10 protein-coding genes, 1 tRNA gene, 2 rRNA genes and 1 riboswitch are annotated in these 15,543 nt (G+C 56.0%); of the genes, 12 read left to right on the forward strand and 1 reads right to left on the reverse strand.

From position 1 onward, the window contains the following. Positions 1-305: 305 nt before the first annotated feature. The 4 genes from GSF67_RS13630 to recQ all read left to right on the forward strand — a co-directional run bounded on the left by GSF67_RS13630 (position 306) and on the right by recQ (position 5,795). Positions 306-3,114: ribosomal RNA gene (locus GSF67_RS13630) — 23S ribosomal RNA — on the forward strand. A 283-nt stretch (positions 3,115-3,397) separates the two neighbouring features. Continuing rightward, a 5S ribosomal RNA gene (gene rrf / locus GSF67_RS13635) occupies positions 3,398-3,512 on the forward strand. Positions 3,513-3,753: 241 nt separating this feature from the next. Continuing rightward, positions 3,754-3,830: transfer RNA gene (locus GSF67_RS13640), tRNA-Met, on the forward strand. A 156-nt stretch (positions 3,831-3,986) separates the two neighbouring features. Continuing rightward, positions 3,987-5,795, forward strand: coding sequence for a DNA helicase RecQ (recQ, locus tag GSF67_RS13645; protein ID WP_006309886.1), 1,809 nt, complete (start codon positions 3,987-3,989; stop codon positions 5,793-5,795). A 48-nt stretch (positions 5,796-5,843) separates the two neighbouring features. Here the strand turns inward: recQ and GSF67_RS13650 are convergent, their stop codons facing one another. Continuing rightward, the gene (locus GSF67_RS13650; RefSeq protein ID WP_006309887.1) at positions 5,844-7,076 is read right to left on the reverse strand and encodes an ROK family transcriptional regulator; all 1,233 of its coding nucleotides are present in this window, start codon (positions 7,074-7,076) and stop codon (positions 5,844-5,846) included. A 263-nt stretch (positions 7,077-7,339) separates the two neighbouring features. On the opposite strand from GSF67_RS13650, the gene GSF67_RS13655 reads away from it, so the two are divergent. From GSF67_RS13655 to nrdF, 8 genes are all read left to right on the forward strand, one after another. Beyond that, positions 7,340-8,362: a sugar ABC transporter substrate-binding protein gene (locus GSF67_RS13655; protein ID WP_006309888.1), complete on the forward strand. Its 1,023-nt coding sequence runs from the start codon at positions 7,340-7,342 to the stop codon at positions 8,360-8,362. A 224-nt stretch (positions 8,363-8,586) separates the two neighbouring features. Continuing rightward, a complete protein-coding gene (locus GSF67_RS13660) occupies positions 8,587-9,669 on the forward strand; it encodes an ABC transporter permease (protein WP_006309889.1) in 1,083 nt (360 codons plus the stop codon). Beyond that, positions 9,669-10,451, forward strand: coding sequence for an ATP-binding cassette domain-containing protein (locus GSF67_RS13665; RefSeq protein WP_006309890.1), 783 nt, complete (start codon positions 9,669-9,671; stop codon positions 10,449-10,451). Before GSF67_RS13660 ends, GSF67_RS13665 begins: the two co-directional genes overlap by 1 nt. Continuing rightward, complete coding sequence (locus tag GSF67_RS13670; protein ID WP_006309891.1) at positions 10,448-11,077, forward strand: nucleoside triphosphate hydrolase; 630 nt, start codon at positions 10,448-10,450, stop codon at positions 11,075-11,077. Before GSF67_RS13665 ends, GSF67_RS13670 begins: the two co-directional genes overlap by 4 nt. Positions 11,078-11,210: 133 nt before the next feature. Continuing rightward, positions 11,211-11,435, forward strand: a riboswitch (cobalamin riboswitch). Between the two features lie 308 nt (positions 11,436-11,743). Continuing rightward, positions 11,744-11,965: a glutaredoxin-like protein NrdH gene (gene nrdH, locus GSF67_RS13675; RefSeq protein WP_010970634.1), complete on the forward strand. Its 222-nt coding sequence runs from the start codon at positions 11,744-11,746 to the stop codon at positions 11,963-11,965. Positions 11,966-11,978: 13 nt separating this feature from the next. Then, positions 11,979-12,377 carry a class Ib ribonucleoside-diphosphate reductase assembly flavoprotein NrdI gene (gene nrdI, locus GSF67_RS13680; RefSeq protein ID WP_006309893.1) on the forward strand — a complete coding sequence of 133 codons (399 nt, stop codon included), beginning with the start codon at positions 11,979-11,981 and terminating at the stop codon, positions 12,375-12,377. Beyond that, positions 12,365-14,551, forward strand: coding sequence for a class 1b ribonucleoside-diphosphate reductase subunit alpha (gene nrdE / locus GSF67_RS13685; protein WP_006309894.1), 2,187 nt, complete (start codon positions 12,365-12,367; stop codon positions 14,549-14,551). The genes nrdI and nrdE overlap by 13 nt, the downstream gene beginning before the upstream one ends. A gap of 16 nt (positions 14,552-14,567) precedes the next feature. Further along, the gene (gene nrdF / locus GSF67_RS13690; RefSeq protein ID WP_006309895.1) at positions 14,568-15,542 is read left to right on the forward strand and encodes a class 1b ribonucleoside-diphosphate reductase subunit beta; all 975 of its coding nucleotides are present in this window, start codon (positions 14,568-14,570) and stop codon (positions 15,540-15,542) included. Position 15,543: the final 1 nt, after the last annotated feature.

Below are 15,543 nucleotides of genomic sequence, written 5' to 3' on the forward strand. Positions count from 1 at the left end.
GATTGATGTTGCCTGACCGCGCATCACCGGATGATATCTCGAGAAGCTGGTCTTAATGATACGACCTCGAAGTGCACCGGCGTGCCTTCAAAGAGGATTGTATCGAACACGTCGATGTCATCGTTGGTGTTGCGGTTGTAAAAGGTAACCGTAACCGTTGTTCCTCTCTTTATCGTTAGAGATGGAATGGCTTTCGCGGCAGATTGAGTTTTGCCCGGATTGCCCGATTTGGCACCCCTTTGAGCGTAAGCGAGAAGGAAAGGTTCTGCCAAATCCAACAGATGATGAGCATAGACAATGAGAACGAAGAAGTGAATTAAGGGCATTTGGTGGATGCCTTGGCATGCACAGGCGAAGAAGGACGTGATACGCTGCGAAAAGCCGTGGGGAGCTGCGAATAAGCTTTGATCCATGGATCTCCGAATGGGGCAACCCACCTTAAATGCTTGGAAAATCCAGTCTGTTTTAACGAACGGCCTGGGTTTCCAAGCATTATTATAAGGTATCTTACTTTCGAATACATAGGGGTAAGAAGCGAACGCAGGGAACTGAAACATCTAAGTACCTGCAGGAAAGGACATCAACCGAGACTCCGTAAGTAGTGGCGAGCGAACGCGGACCAGGCCAGTGGCAATGATGAATAAAGCGGAACGATCTGGAAAGGTCGGCCATAGAGGGTGATAGCCCCTTACGCGTAGAACAGTCATTGTCCTTGAGTAGGGCGGGGCACGTGAAATCCTGTCTGAACATGGGGAGACCACTCTCCAAGCCTAAGTACTCGTGCATGACCGATAGCGAACAAGTACCGTGAGGGAAAGGTGAAAAGCACCCCGACGAGGGGAGTGAAATAGAACCTGAAACCGGATGCCTACAAACAGTCGGAGCCCGCAAGGGTGACGGCGTACCTTTTGTATAATGGGTCAACGACTTAGTGTAACTAGCAAGCTTAAGCCGGTAGGTGTAGGCGCAGCGAAAGCGAGTCTGAATAGGGCGATTTAGTTAGTTGCATTAGACCCGAAACCGAGTGATCTAGCCATGAGCAGGCTGAAGGTTGGGTAACACCAACTGGAGGGCCGAACCCGTATCTGTTGCAATAGATTGGGATGACTTGTGGCTAGGGGTGAAAGGCCAATCAAACTCGGAAATAGCTGGTTCTCCGCGAAATCTATTTAGGTAGAGCGTCGACCGAATACCCTCGGGGGTAGAGCACTGGATGGGCTATGGGGACTCACCGTCTTACTGATCCTAACCAAACTCCGAATACCGAGGAGTACTAGTCGGCAGACACACGGCGGGTGCTAACGTCCGTCGTGAAAAGGGCAACAACCCTGACCTCCAGCTAAGGTCCCCAAGTCATGGCTAAGTGGGAAAGGATGTGAGGATCCCAAAACAACCAGGATGTTGGCTTAGAAGCAGCCATCATTTAAAGAAAGCGTAACAGCTCACTGGTCTAAATAAGGGTCTTTGCGCCGAAAATGTAACGGGGCTAAAGCCATGCACCGAAGCTGAGGATTGAGGCAACCTTCGGGTTGCTTCAGTGGTAGCGGAGCGTTCCGTAAGTCTGTGAAGGCGGACCCGTGAGGGCTGCTGGAGATATCGGAAGTGCGAATGTTGACATGAGTAACGATAAAGGGAGTGAGAGACTCCCTCGCCGAAAGACCAAGGGTTCCTGCTTAAAGTTAATCTGAGCAGGGTTAGCCGGCCCCTAAGACGAGGCGGACACGCGTAGTCGATGGGAACCACGTTAATATTCGTGGGCCTGGTGGTAGTGACGGATCTCGTGTGTTGTACATTCTTATTGGATTGAATGTGCGGCGAAGAGGTTCCAGGAAATAGCTCCACCGTATAGACCGTACCCGAAACCGACACAGGTGGTCAGGTAGAGTATACCAAGGCGCTTGAGAGAACTATGTTGAAGGAACTCGGCAAATTGCACGCGTAACTTCGGAAGAAGCGTGACCCTTTTGTACGCAAGTATGATGGGGTGGCACAGACCAGGGGGTAGCGACTGTTTATCAAAAACACAGGGCTCTGCGAAGTAGCAATACGACGTATAGGGTCTGACGCCTGCCCGGTGCTGGAAGGTTAAAGGGAGGGGTGCAAGCTCTGAACTGAAGCCCCAGTAAACGGCGGCCGTAACTATAACGGTCCTAAGGTAGCGAAATTCCTTGTCGGGTAAGTTCCGACCTGCACGAATGGCGTAACGACTTCCCCGCTGTCTCCAACATAGACTCAGTGAAATTGAATTCCCCGTGAAGATGCGGGGTTCCTGCGGTCAGACGGAAAGACCCCGTGCACCTTTACTATAGCTTTACACTGGCATTCGCCAAGGCATGTGTAGGATAGGTGGTAGGCTTTGAAGCATGGACGCCAGTTCGTGTGGAGCCATCCTTGAAATACCACCCTTATCTTCGTGGATGTCTAACCGCGGTCCGTTATCCGGATCCGGGACAGTGTATGGTGGGTAGTTTGACTGGGGCGGTCGCCTCCGAAAGAGTAACGGAGGCGCGCGATGGTGGGCTCAGACCGGTCGGAAATCGGTCGTCGAGTGCAATGGCATAAGCCCGCCTGACTGCGAGACTGACAAGTCGAGCAGAGACGAAAGTCGGTCATAGTGATCCGGTGGTCCCGTGTGGAAGGGCCATCGCTCAACGGATAAAAGGTACGCCGGGGATAACAGGCTGATGACCCCCAAGAGTCCATATCGACGGGGTTGTTTGGCACCTCGATGTCGACTCATCGCATCCTGGGGCTGGAGCAGGTCCCAAGGGTATGGCTGTTCGCCATTTAAAGCGGTACGTGAGTTGGGTTCAGAACGTCGTGAGACAGTTCGGTCCCTATCTGCCGTGGGTGTAGGAATATTGACAGGATCTGTCCCTAGTACGAGAGGACCGGGATGGACGTATCTCTGGTGGATCTGTTGTCCTGCCAAGGGCATAGCAGAGTAGCTATATACGGAATGGATAACCGCTGAAGGCATCTAAGCGGGAAACCAACCTGAAAACGAGTGTTCCCTATCAGAGCCGTGGAAGACGACCACGTTGATAGGACGGGTGTGGAAGCACAGCAATGTGTGAAGCTTACCGTTACTAATAGCTCGATCGACTTCTTCGTTCCCATTGATTATGTTCATCGAACAAAGTTCGATGACATCATTCTTCTGTCCTGACGCCCGATGGGCTCCGGACGGGCCGCGCCACAGGTATTTTGCTTGAGAGCAAAAACCGGAAGGCGCGACGACCTCTGGTCTGTATGGCTGCTATGCTCACTGTTGAGCAAAGGTAGAATGCGGACAGGTCAAGTAAGACGTGTAATTAAGATAAAAAGTGGCATCGCCACCCAGCTTCTCGAAAACAACAGTCCATGTGAAAACATGAACAATGTTGCGTTTTGCCGACCTGGTGGTTATCGCGGGGCGGCTGCACCCGTTCCCATTCCGAACACGGCCGTGAAACGCCCCAGCGCCAATGGTACTTCGTCTCAAGACGCGGGAGAGTAGGTCGCTGCCAGGTCTGCAAAACGCAACTCAAAATCTTCTCAACTCACATACCTCGGCCCAGCCGACACCAAGGGCCGCTATCCAAGCGGCCTTTCGTCGTTTAAGGCAGAGCTTTAAACAAAATGAAATGGCGTACAAAATCATGTGCGCCCCTTACAGGAGATAAATTGCTCCGCAATTTATCTCCGGCAAAGATCCGTCGTCGCTAAAGCAACGACGTAACCGCGACATTCGGCCTTGCCGAATGCGCTGGACGCGGGGTGGAGCAGCCCGGTAGCTCGTCAGGCTCATAACCTGAAGGCCGCAGGTTCAAATCCTGCCCCCGCAACCAAAATTTAAACCCAATATCAAAAGGCTTCGAGGAAACTCGGAGCCCTTTTTGCGTTCCTCCAGGAACGGTAACAACCCTCAGAAAAACCATCTCCGGCATTGCCAGGAAGCCTGAAATGGACATGATGCGCCATCAAGCCCAGCGTGGAAAAACGACGTGAATGCCGATCCCTTAAATATCCTCAAGGCCGTCTATGGTTATGATGCGTTTCGCGGACGGCAGGGCGAAATCATCCAGCATGTGGTGGCAGGCAACAATGCGTTCGTTCTGATGCCGACGGGTGGCGGAAAGTCGCTTTGTTACCAGATCCCTGCGCTTGCCAGAGAGGGCATGGGGCTTGTCGTTTCGCCGCTGATCGCGCTGATGGTTGATCAGGTTGCCGCGCTGCGTCAGGCGGGTGTAAGAGCCGAAGCTCTCAATTCCGACCTTTCTCCGGAAGAGCGCCGCACGCTCTGGCGGGATATGCGAGCCGGCAACGTCGATATTCTCTACGCCGCGCCGGAAACCCTTTTGAAGCCTGATGTCCTTGATGCGCTTCAATCCATTGACCTGTCGCTGATCGCCGTCGACGAGGCCCATTGCCTGTCGCAATGGGGGCATGATTTCCGACCGCCTTATCGCCAGCTCGATATGTTGATCGCGCGTTTTCCAAATACACCGAGGATGGCGCTGACGGCGACGGCTGACGAACCCACCCGTGCCGAGATTCTCGGCCATCTTGCCATTGATGAAGCCGATGCCTTCATTGCCGGCTTCGATCGCCCCAACATCCGCTATGCGATCATGGAGAAGGACAATCCCCGTACTCAGCTGAAACGTTTTCTCAACGGCCGGGAAAATGAAAGCGGCATCGTTTATTGCCTGTCGAAACGCAAAGTGGAAGAAACGGCGGCATGGCTGCGGGAAGAGGGCCGTGACGCGTTGCCCTATCACGCCGGCATGGATAAGGCCGCCCGCGAGGAAAACCAGACCCGTTTCCAGCATGGTGAGGCAGTCATCATCGTCGCGACGGTTGCCTTCGGTATGGGCATCGACAAGCCGGATGTGCGCTTCGTCGTCCATATCGATCTGCCCGGAAGCATCGAGGCCTATTATCAGGAAACCGGCCGGGCCGGGCGCGATGGCCTGCCGTCCGATGTGCTGATGCTCTATGGTTACGAAGATATTGCCCTGCGCAACCGTTTCATCGAGGAGTCGGACGCTGCGGACCAGCGTAAATACATGGAACGACAGAAGCTCGATGCGCTGCTTGGCCTTGCGGAAACCGCGGGTTGCCGGAGGCAGGTGCTGCTCTCCTATTTTGGCGACCGGTGCGAGCCTTGCGGCAATTGCGATACCTGCTCGTCGCCGCCCGATCTATTCGAGGGGGCCATTGCCGCACAGAAGCTGCTTTCCTGCATTTACCGCACGGGAGAACGTTTCGGACAGGCCTATGTCATCAGCGTCTTGCTGGGCGCGCAGGATGAACGGATTACAAAGTTCGGGCACGATAGCATCACGACTTACGGGATCGGCAAGGAACACGACAATCGCACTTGGCGGGCCATTCTGCGTCAGCTGGTGGCGTTGCGCCTGATTGAGGTGGATCTGACCGGGCATGGCGGATTGTCCATTTCAGAGAACGGGAGGCGGTTCCTGCGGGAAAAGCCTTCCCTGATGCTGAGGATACCGTCAGCGCCGCGGTCGACACGACGGGATGCGCCACGGAATGCAACGTCGACGGCTCTGCCAGAGGCAGACCGGGGCCTCTTTGAGGCGCTGCGTGCCAAGCGCATGGAAATTGCCCGCGCGCAGAACGTTCCGCCCTATGTGATCTTTCACGACAAGACCCTCATTGAACTCGCGGCGGCGAGACCTGCCTCTGCGAAGGAGATGGCGCAGATCGCCGGCGTTGGGGAAACCAAGCTGGAGCGGTACGGCCCCGCCTTTCTAGACACGATAATGCAGCACGCTGCTGGTGAATGATCGCGAAATCAGCCGAAAAGAGCCGGGTAAGGAATCCGATAAGGGCCGTCAGCCCGTCGTATCCTTGAACAGAACGTTCTGATCGATGAGATAACGCGAAAACAGCGGAAGGCTTGCACCGCCGATTGCCCGAGCCTGGCTGCCGACCGCACCTTCGACGATCTCCGGCAGCGTGACACCCTGAAGATCGTGATGCTTCAGGGCAAGCCGGGTGGCGGAAACGATTCTCGTCCGAACCCAGTCGGGAAAGCCACCATCGATGATGACGCTGGAAAAATCTATAATGGAGGCCGCGGCAATAACAGCCTGGGCCAGCGCGGCGGCGGTTTTTTGAATCCAGTTTTCCAGCGGTTCGCCGAAGTCGATCCACTCGTCCGGGGAGAACCATAGGGGACGGGGATCAATGCCCCTTTCGCGCAGCATGTTTTCCAGAACGAAGATCGACGCGATTTTCAGCAACTGAACCGTATTGCCGTCCTGCCCCTGCACCGGCAATGGACCGATCGCGCCGGCGGTGCCTGTCTTTCCGGAAAACAGCGCTGAATTCAAGACGACACCACCGCCGATGAAGGAGCCGATGAAGACGTAAAGAAAATCCGCATAGTTCTGGCCCGCGCCGAAAACCAGTTCGGCACCGCAAGCGCTTGTGGCGTCATTCTGCAGAAAGACCGGATAGCTGATGCCATCGGCAATTTCCGAGCGGATATCGACGTCCCGCCACCGTTCCATTTCCGCTTGTGGGGCGCCCACTTCCTGGGCCCAGTTCCACAATTCGAACGGGGCGGCGATGCCGACACCGGCAATTTTTTGACGCTCGGCCGCAGAGAGTTTTGATTCGAGCTCGGATATGCCCTCTATGACAAAGGGTAATATCCACTCCGGCATGGGATAGGGATAGGTCTTGCGGAGCTTGAGCCTGATGCGCCCGACAAAATCCATCAGCACGAGATCGACACTGCGCCGGCCGATCTTGACGCCAAAAGAAAATACGGCATCGGGATTAAGGCGCATCGGTGTCGATGGCTGGCCCACCTTGCCGCGCAGTCTTTCGCCACGAATGAGAAGACCATCCTTTTCAAGCGAACGCATGATGACGGAAACGGTCTGCGCCGAAAGGCCGCAAAGTCTTGATATTTCGGCTTTTGACAGACCGCCATGACGGCGAACGAGGGACAGCACGAGCCGCTCGTTATAAGCGCGCACCCCGATCTGGTTGGCACCGCCGCTCATATCCATGGTAGTGGGCGGCGCTTGCGGCGCCGTCTCGACAGATTGTCTCATAATGTCATCCTCCCGCCCGCCATATCCGCTGCGACCGATACAGGGGGCTTTATGGCAATCTTGCTATCGCAACGTTAAACGACGCGGCGACATTCCTCCTTGCCGCTTGTCAGAATGCCACACGGAATTAATAATTCAATCGGATTTATTTATTGACAGCCGTTTCCTTTGGTGGTTCCATCTGCATCAACGGTCGTCGATCTCGGAGGAGACGGGATCGTCGGGTACCGTCACGGTGCTCAAATATCCATTGGGAGGATCTCATGAAGACCACTGTTTCCGCTCTTCTGGGCGCGCTCGCGCTTGGCGTTTCTTTCGCTTCCGCTGCATCTGCCGCCGATACGTCGGTTTGCCTGATTACCAAAACCGACACCAACCCCTTTTTCGTCAAGATGAAAGAAGGCGCGACCGCCAAGGCGAAAGAACTCGGCGTGACGCTGAAGTCCTATGCCGGCAAGATCGACGGTGATTCCGAAAGCCAGGTCGCCGCGATCGAGACCTGCATCGCCGATGGCGCCAAGGGTATCCTGATCACCGCATCGGACACCAAGGGCATCGTTCCGGCCGTACAGAAGGCGCGTGACGCCGGCCTTCTCGTCATTGCCCTCGATACGCCTCTGGAACCCGTCGATGCCGCCGATTCCACTTTCGCCACCGACAATCTTCTGGCCGGCGAGCTGATCGGCAAATGGGCCGCCGGTACCCTTGGCGACAAGGCCAAGGACGCAAAAATTGCCTTCCTCAACCTTACCCCCTCCCAGCCGACGGTTGACGTGCTGCGCAACCAGGGCTTCATGAAGGGCTTCGGCATCGACGTGAAGGACATCAACAAGATCGGCGATGAAGACGACAAGCGCATCGTTGGCCACGACGTTACCAACGGTAACGAAGAAGGTGGCCGTTCGGCGATGGAAAATCTGCTTCAGAAAGACCCGACGATCAACGTCGTCCACACGATCAACGAGCCTGCTGCTGCTGGCGCTTATGAAGCGCTGAAGGCCGTCGGCCGCGAAAAGGACGTACTGATCGTTTCCGTCGATGGCGGTTGCCCAGGCGTTAAGAACGTCGCGGAAGGCGTGATTGGTGCAACGTCCCAGCAATATCCGTTGCTGATGGCGGCGCTCGGTGTCGAAGCCGTCAAGAAGTTTGCCGACACGGGCGAAAAGCCGAAGCCGACAGCTGGCAAGAACTTTTTCGACACCGGCGTGACGCTGGTAACGGACAAGCCGGTCAAGGGCCTCGATTCCATCGACACCAAGGAAGGCCTGAAGAAGTGCTGGGGCTGATGCCGCGCCTTTGAAAAGCCGCGGGGGCAATCTGCCCCCGCCCATTAACCTGAATGGTTTAAGAGCTCGATCTGGGTGATCGGACAGAAACAAACGAGCGCGCCGGGCGACCGCTGACGGAACTGAGGCACGCTTCTCAACAGTTTGAATCTACGCATTATCCCCCTCCGGAGAGCGATCCCGGCTTCAGGGCTGATGCGATGGAGCGATCGGGAGGAAAATCCATGAGCGATCAGCCAGTGCGGGCGCAACCGCACAATGAATTTGAAAAAGTGCTGTCAGGAAGTTCGACCCAGGTCGCTGCTTTTGATACGCACAACAAGAGTTTGCTGGAAAAATTCCAGCACTTTCTGCATTCCAGCCCTGCGGCTGTTCCCCTGATCGTTCTGGTGCTGTCACTTGCCATCTTCGGCATGACGCTGGGCGGCAAGTTCTTTTCGGCTTTCTCGCTGACGCTTATTCTTCAGCAGGTGGCAATCGTCGGCATTGTCGGCGCGGCGCAGTCGCTGGTCATTCTGACCGCGGGTATCGATCTTTCGGTCGGTGCCATCATGGTTCTCTCCTCCGTCGTCATGGGCCAGTTCACCTTCCGTTATGGTCTGCCTGCGGAACTTTCCATTATTTGCGGTCTCGCAGTCGGCGCGTTTTGTGGTTTCATCAACGGCGTGCTGGTATCGCGCATGCGGCTGCCGCCCTTCATCGTCACGCTCGGCATGTGGCAGATCGTGCTGGCCACCAATTTCCTCTATTCGGCTAACGAGACGATCCGCGCTCAGGACATTGTCCAGCAAGCGCCCATTCTTCAGTTTTTCGGCAATAATATTCGTATCGGCAATGCCGTCTTCACCTACGGCGTTCTCGCGATGGTTCTGCTCGTCGCTTTGCTCTGGTATGTGCTCAACCGCACCGCTTGGGGGCGCCATCTTTATGCGGTCGGTGACGATCCAGACGCGGCTGAACTTGCTGGCGTTAACGTCAAGCGCATGCTGACGACCGTCTATACCCTGTCCGGCCTTATCTGCGCCTTCGCGGGTTGGGCTCTCATCGGTCGCATCGGCTCGGTGTCGCCGACTGCCGGTCAGTTCGCCAACATTGAATCCATCACTGCAGTGGTCATCGGCGGCATCTCGCTGTTCGGCGGACGCGGTTCCATCATGGGCATGATCTTCGGTGCGCTGATCGTCGGCGTCTTTTCGCTGGGCCTCAGGCTCATCGGGACAGATCCGCAATGGACCTATCTGTTGATTGGCGTCCTCATCATCTTGGCCGTGGCAATCGACCAGTGGATTAGAAAGGTAGCAGGCTGATGGCAAAAGAACCTATCCTCACAGCGCGCAATCTCGTTAAACGCTACGGTCGCGTGACCGCACTCGATAATGCTGACTTCGATCTTTATCCGGGCGAAATCCTCGCGGTCATCGGTGATAACGGCGCCGGAAAATCCTCGCTCATCAAGGCGATTTCCGGTGCGGTGACGCCCGATGAAGGGGAAATCAGGCTCGAAGGCCAGCCCGTCCAGTTCCGTTCGCCCATTGAGGCGCGCAAGGCGGGTATTGAAACGGTCTATCAGAACCTTGCGCTCTCGCCGGCGCTTTCCATAGCTGACAATATGTTTCTGGGCCGGGAGATCCGTAAACCCGGCATTCAGGGCAGCCTGTTCCGCGCGCTCGACCGTCCGGCAATGGAGAAATTCGCCCGCGAGAAACTGTCCGAACTCGGCCTGATGACGATCCAGAACATCAACCAGGCGGTGGAAACCCTTTCGGGTGGCCAGCGTCAGGGTGTGGCTGTGGCGCGTGCGGCAGCCTTCGGCTCCAAGGTCGTCATCCTCGACGAACCGACGGCGGCGCTTGGCGTCAAGGAAAGCCGCCGCGTGCTGGAGCTTATTCTCGATGTGCGCTCACGCGGTCTGCCGATCGTTCTGATCTCGCACAACATGCCGCATGTGTTCGAGGTTGCGGATCGCATCCATATTCATCGGCTGGGCAAACGCCTTTGCGTCATCAATCCGAAGGACTATTCGATGTCGGATGCCGTCGCCTTCATGACCGGTGCCAAGGAAGCGCCCCAGGAAACGCTTGCCGCATGACGCTGAAGCTTGAGACGATCGTCGAAGACTTGCTTCGACGGGCAGAGGGTCAATCCCGTTTCATCATTGCCATTGCCGGTCCCCCAGGGGCCGGCAAATCCACGCTGGCGGACGCGCTTTGTGATGCCTTGCGCGCTCGCGGCGAAACGGCCGCCGTGTTGCCCATGGATGGCTTCCATATGGACAACGGAATTCTCGAAGAACGGGGTCTGCTGTCACGAAAGGGTGCGCCCGAAACATTCGACGTGCGTGGCTTCCTTGATATCGTCTCCGCCGTCCGCGAGGGCGGGCAGGAAGTTCTTGTCCCGGTTTTCGACCGCTCCCGCGAGATCGCCATTGCCTCCGCCCGAGCGATTGCGCCGGACACGCGCCTGATCCTTGCCGAGGGCAATTATCTGCTGCTCAACGAGGCGCCATGGACGGTGCTTTCCGGGAGTTTCGATCTCACCATTTTTGTGGGTCCATCCGTCGCGGTGCTTGAAGAGAGGCTGCGCAACAGATGGCAGGGCTATGGGCTCAATGCCGCTCAAATCCACGCCAAACTGTTTGAAAACGATCTTCCCAACGGAAAAAGGGTGATCGAAAACGCCCGTCCCGCCGATATCCACATCGATATCTGGGAATAGATTAACACTTTTCCCCCCTTGAGTGGCAGTTCCGATCTGCCGTTAAGCCTTTGTTGACCATGTGTTGAATCTTTTTGATCCACAGGGTGGGGCTTTTGTGTGTCTACTTATTGACGAGAAAATTTTCTCATATACTATATGTGGTGTTCAAGGTTCTTCCGATTCGCTAGGGTTGGGAGCTAAGACGGGAATTCGGTGCGTAACGCCATCACGGCGGAGCAAGGCCGAAACTGCCCCCGCAACTGTGAGCGGCGAGCATCGTTCCGATTTGAGCCACTGGAGCCAAAAGCTCCGGGAAGGCTGGAATAGATGTTGTGACCCGCAAGTCAGGAGACCTGCCTTGAGCGCAAATGTCCACGGGCGGGGTGTCCGGAGGAAGGTGTCTGACGCAAATGATTTGCGTGCGCCCTTTTCTGCCCCCTCCAGAACAAGCTTCGGGGTGAAGTCATGCCAGTGCATTTCTTTGAGTTGCTACGCTCGTCGGCGTAGAAAGTGATTTTCCGCGGCTTTGAGTATGTCAGGGAATGGGAACCGGTTTTCCCGCCTGAAAATACGACGAACTCTCAAGCCGCGCGCCTCGCCTGAATGACAGATCCATCGCCACCCGATTGCGATTGCAATCGGCAATGTTGAGCCGTGTCCGAAATCGGCTTCGAAAGGGAAATTATGACCGTCACCGTTTACAGCAAGCCCGCCTGCGTCCAATGCACAGCCACCTATCGCGCGCTCGACCGCATCGGCGTTCCCTATGAGATTATCGACATTTCCGAAGATACGGATGCCCTCGATCATGTTCGCGGCCTCGGCTACATGCAGGTTCCCGTCGTCGTCGCTGGCGAGCGCCATTGGGCAGGTTTCAGGCCTGATATGATCGGCTCGATCAGCTGAGGCGGCGGGGGCGATGGGCCTGATCGTCTATTATTCCAGCCGTTCTGAAAACACCCATCGTTTCCTTCTGAAACTGGAACGGCGTTTGTTTCGCCTGCCGCTTGGCGCTGAGGAAGATGTGCCTCAGGTGTCGGAGCCCTATGTGCTCGTTACTCCCACCTACGGCGGCGGCGGCACGAAAGGGGCCGTGCCGAAGCCGGTCATCCGGTTTTTGAACGAGCCCTCCAACCGAAATCTCATTCGCGGTGTCATCGCGGCGGGCAACACGAATTTTGGCGCAGCTTTCGCATCCGCCGGAGATATCGTCTCGCGCAAATGCGCGGTGCCGTTTCTCTATCGTTTCGAGCTTCTCGGCACGGAAGAAGATGTCGCCAACGTCAAACATGGATTGGAACGATTTTGGACACGCTGACCTCAAGCGCGCTGCGCAAGGATGCCAAACAGCCCGTAGCCGCAAGCCAGAAACCGGTTGATACGGGACTGGATTATCACGCGCTGAACGCGATGCTGAACCTTTATGACGAGAACGGAAAGATCCAGCTCGACAAGGATCGTCTGGCTGCCCGGCAATATTTCCTCCAGCACGTCAACCAGAACACCGTCTTCTTCCATAATCTGCGGGAGAAGCTCGATTATCTGGTAACGGAGGGATATTACGAGCAGGAAGTGCTGGACCAGTACTCCTTCAATTTCGTCCGTGACCTCTATGACGAGGCCTATTCCCGGAAGTTTCGTTTTCCGACCTTCCTCGGCGCGTTCAAATATTACACGTCCTATACGCTGAAGACCTTCGACGGAAAACGTTATCTCGAGCGTTACGAGGACCGGGTCTGCATGGTGGCGCTGGCTCTTGCGCGCGGTGACGAGCAGCTGGCCCGTGATCTCATGGACGAGATCATTTCCGGCCGTTTCCAGCCGGCAACCCCGACATTCCTCAACGCCGGCAAGAAAAGCCGCGGCGAGCTGGTCTCGTGTTTTCTGCTGCGCGTGGAAGACAATATGGAAAGCATTGGCCGCTCGATCAATTCGGCTCTCCAGCTTTCCAAGCGTGGCGGCGGTGTGGCGCTGTCCCTGACCAATATTCGCGAATTCGGGGCACCGATCAAGCAGATCGAAAACCAGTCTTCCGGCGTCATTCCTGTCATGAAGCTTCTGGAAGACAGCTTTTCCTACGCCAACCAGCTGGGTGCACGCCAGGGCGCGGGTGCGGTCTATCTGCATGCCCATCACCCTGACATCATGCGTTTCCTCGATACCAAGCGCGAAAATGCCGATGAAAAAATCCGCATCAAGACCCTGTCGCTCGGCGTGGTGATACCCGACATTACTTTCGAGCTCGCCCGCAACAACGAGGATATGTACCTGTTCTCGCCCTATGATGTGGAGCGGGTCTATGGCGTGCCGTTGACGGAGATCTCGGTCACCGAAAAATATCACGAGATGGTTGCCGACAGCCGCATCCGCAAGAAGAAGATCAAGGCGCGCGAATTCTTCCAGGTCATCGCCGAAATCCAGTTCGAAAGCGGTTACCCCTACATCATGTTCGAGGATACGGTGAACCGCGCCAATCCGATCGCGGGCCGCATCAGCATGAGCAATCTTTGCTCGGAAATTTTGCAGGTCAGCGAAGCGAGCGAGTTCAACGCCGATCTCTCCTATAGCCATATGGGCAAGGATATCTCGTGCAATCTCGGCTCGCTCAACATTGCCTCTGCCATGGACTCCGCTGATTTCGGCAAGACGATCGAGACCTCCATCCGGGCACTGACCGCTGTATCGGACATGAGTCATATTTCCTCCGTTCCTTCGGTGGAAAAGGGCAATGATGCCAGCCACGCCATCGGCCTTGGCCAGATGAACCTGCACGGTTATCTGGCGCGTGAGCGCATCTTCTACGGTTCGGAAGAAGGTATCGATTTCACCAATATCTATTTCTACACCGTGACCTATCACGCCATCCGTGCCAGCAATCGGCTCGCCTTGGAGCGGGGCCAGAGCTTCAAGGGCTTTGAGAACTCCAAATATGCCTCGGGCGACTATTTCGACAAATATACCGACCGGGAATGGTTGCCCGCGACGGAGAAGGTCCGCGAGTTGTTCGAAAAGGCCGGCATCGCCATTCCGACACAGGAAGACTGGACGGCGTTGAAACAGGATGTCATGGCATCAGGCCTCTATAACCAGAACCTTCAGGCCGTGCCGCCGACGGGCTCGATCTCCTATATCAACCACTCCACCTCCTCCATTCATCCGATCGTTTCGAAAATCGAAATTCGTAAAGAGGGCAAGATCGGTCGCGTTTATTACCCGGCTTCCTATCTTTCGAACGACAATCTCGAATATTATCAGGATGCCTATGAGATCGGGCCGGAAAAGATCATCGACACCTATGCGGCAGCCACCCAGCATGTCGATCAGGGCCTGTCGCTGACGCTGTTCTTCCGCGATACCGCCACGACGCGCGATATCAACCGGGCGCAGATCTACGCCTGGAGACGAGGCATCAAGACTATCTATTACATTCGTTTGCGTCAGATGGCGCTGGAAGGCACGCAGGTTCAGGGCTGCGTTTCCTGCACGCTCTGATTTGAGGGACAAGAGAATGAATATCGCCGTAAAACCCGCGTCCCGCATCCGCGCGGTCAACTGGAACCGCATCGAGGACGACAAGGATCTCGAAGTCTGGAATCGCCTGACCTCGAACTTCTGGCTGCCGGAAAAGGTGCCGCTTTCCAATGACATTCCCTCCTGGGGAACACTGAAGCCGGAAGAACAGAAGCTGACGATCCGTGTCTTCACCGGGCTGACATTGCTCGACACCATCCAGAACGGTGTCGGCGCCGTGCGCCTGATGCCGGATTCGGCAACGCCGCATGAGGAGGCGGTGCTTTCCAACATCTCGTTCATGGAGGCCGTACACGCCCGTTCCTATTCGTCGATCTTCTCGACGCTCTGCTCCACGCCTGACGTCGATGATGCCTATCGCTGGTCTGAGGAGAACGAGTTCCTGCAGCGCAAATCCGCGATCATCATGCGGGAATATGACAGCGGCGACCCGCTGAAGAAGAAGATCGCCAGCGTGTTTCTGGAAAGCTTCCTGTTCTATTCCGGCTTCTACCTGCCTATGTTCTGGTCAAGCCGCGCCAAGCTCACCAACACGGCTGACCTCATCCGCCTCATCATCCGCGATGAGGCCGTGCACGGCTATTATATCGGTTACAAGTTCCAGCGGGCGCTGGACCGTCTTGGCGAGGCGCAAAGGCAGGAGATCAAGGATTTCGCCTTCGATCTCCTCCTCGAGCTTTACGACAATGAGGCGAAATATACCGAAGACCTTTATGACGGCGTCGGCCTAACGGAAGACGTCAAGCAGTTCCTGCATTACAACGCCAACAAGGCCCTGATGAATCTGGGTTATGAAGCGCTGTTTCCCGCCGAAGCCTGCCGGGTCAATCCGGCGATCCTCTCGGCGCTCTCACCCAATGCCGATGAAAATCACGACTTTTTCTCAGGTTCCGGCTCGTCCTATGTCATTGGCAAGGCGGTCGCCACCGAGGATGAAGACTGGGATTTCTGAA

Source organism: Agrobacterium sp. CGMCC 11546 (genome assembly GCF_013365515.1).
GTDB lineage: Bacteria > Pseudomonadota > Alphaproteobacteria > Rhizobiales > Rhizobiaceae > Agrobacterium > Agrobacterium fabrum.

Excerpts from the sequence above, each read along its gene's own strand:
- GSF67_RS13650 (WP_006309887.1), bottom strand. The coding sequence starts at position 7,076 with ATGAGACAATCTGTCGAGACGGCGCCGCAAGCGCCGCCCACTACCATG.
- GSF67_RS13655 (WP_006309888.1), top strand. The coding sequence starts at position 7,340 with ATGAAGACCACTGTTTCCGCTCTTCTGGGCGCGCTCGCGCTTGGCGTT.
- GSF67_RS13660 (WP_006309889.1), top strand. The coding sequence starts at position 8,587 with ATGAGCGATCAGCCAGTGCGGGCGCAACCGCACAATGAATTTGAAAAA.
- GSF67_RS13665 (WP_006309890.1), top strand. The coding sequence starts at position 9,669 with ATGGCAAAAGAACCTATCCTCACAGCGCGCAATCTCGTTAAACGCTAC.
- GSF67_RS13670 (WP_006309891.1), top strand. The coding sequence starts at position 10,448 with ATGACGCTGAAGCTTGAGACGATCGTCGAAGACTTGCTTCGACGGGCA.
- nrdH (WP_010970634.1), top strand. The coding sequence starts at position 11,744 with ATGACCGTCACCGTTTACAGCAAGCCCGCCTGCGTCCAATGCACAGCC.
- nrdI (WP_006309893.1), top strand. The coding sequence starts at position 11,979 with ATGGGCCTGATCGTCTATTATTCCAGCCGTTCTGAAAACACCCATCGT.
- nrdF (WP_006309895.1), top strand. The coding sequence starts at position 14,568 with ATGAATATCGCCGTAAAACCCGCGTCCCGCATCCGCGCGGTCAACTGG.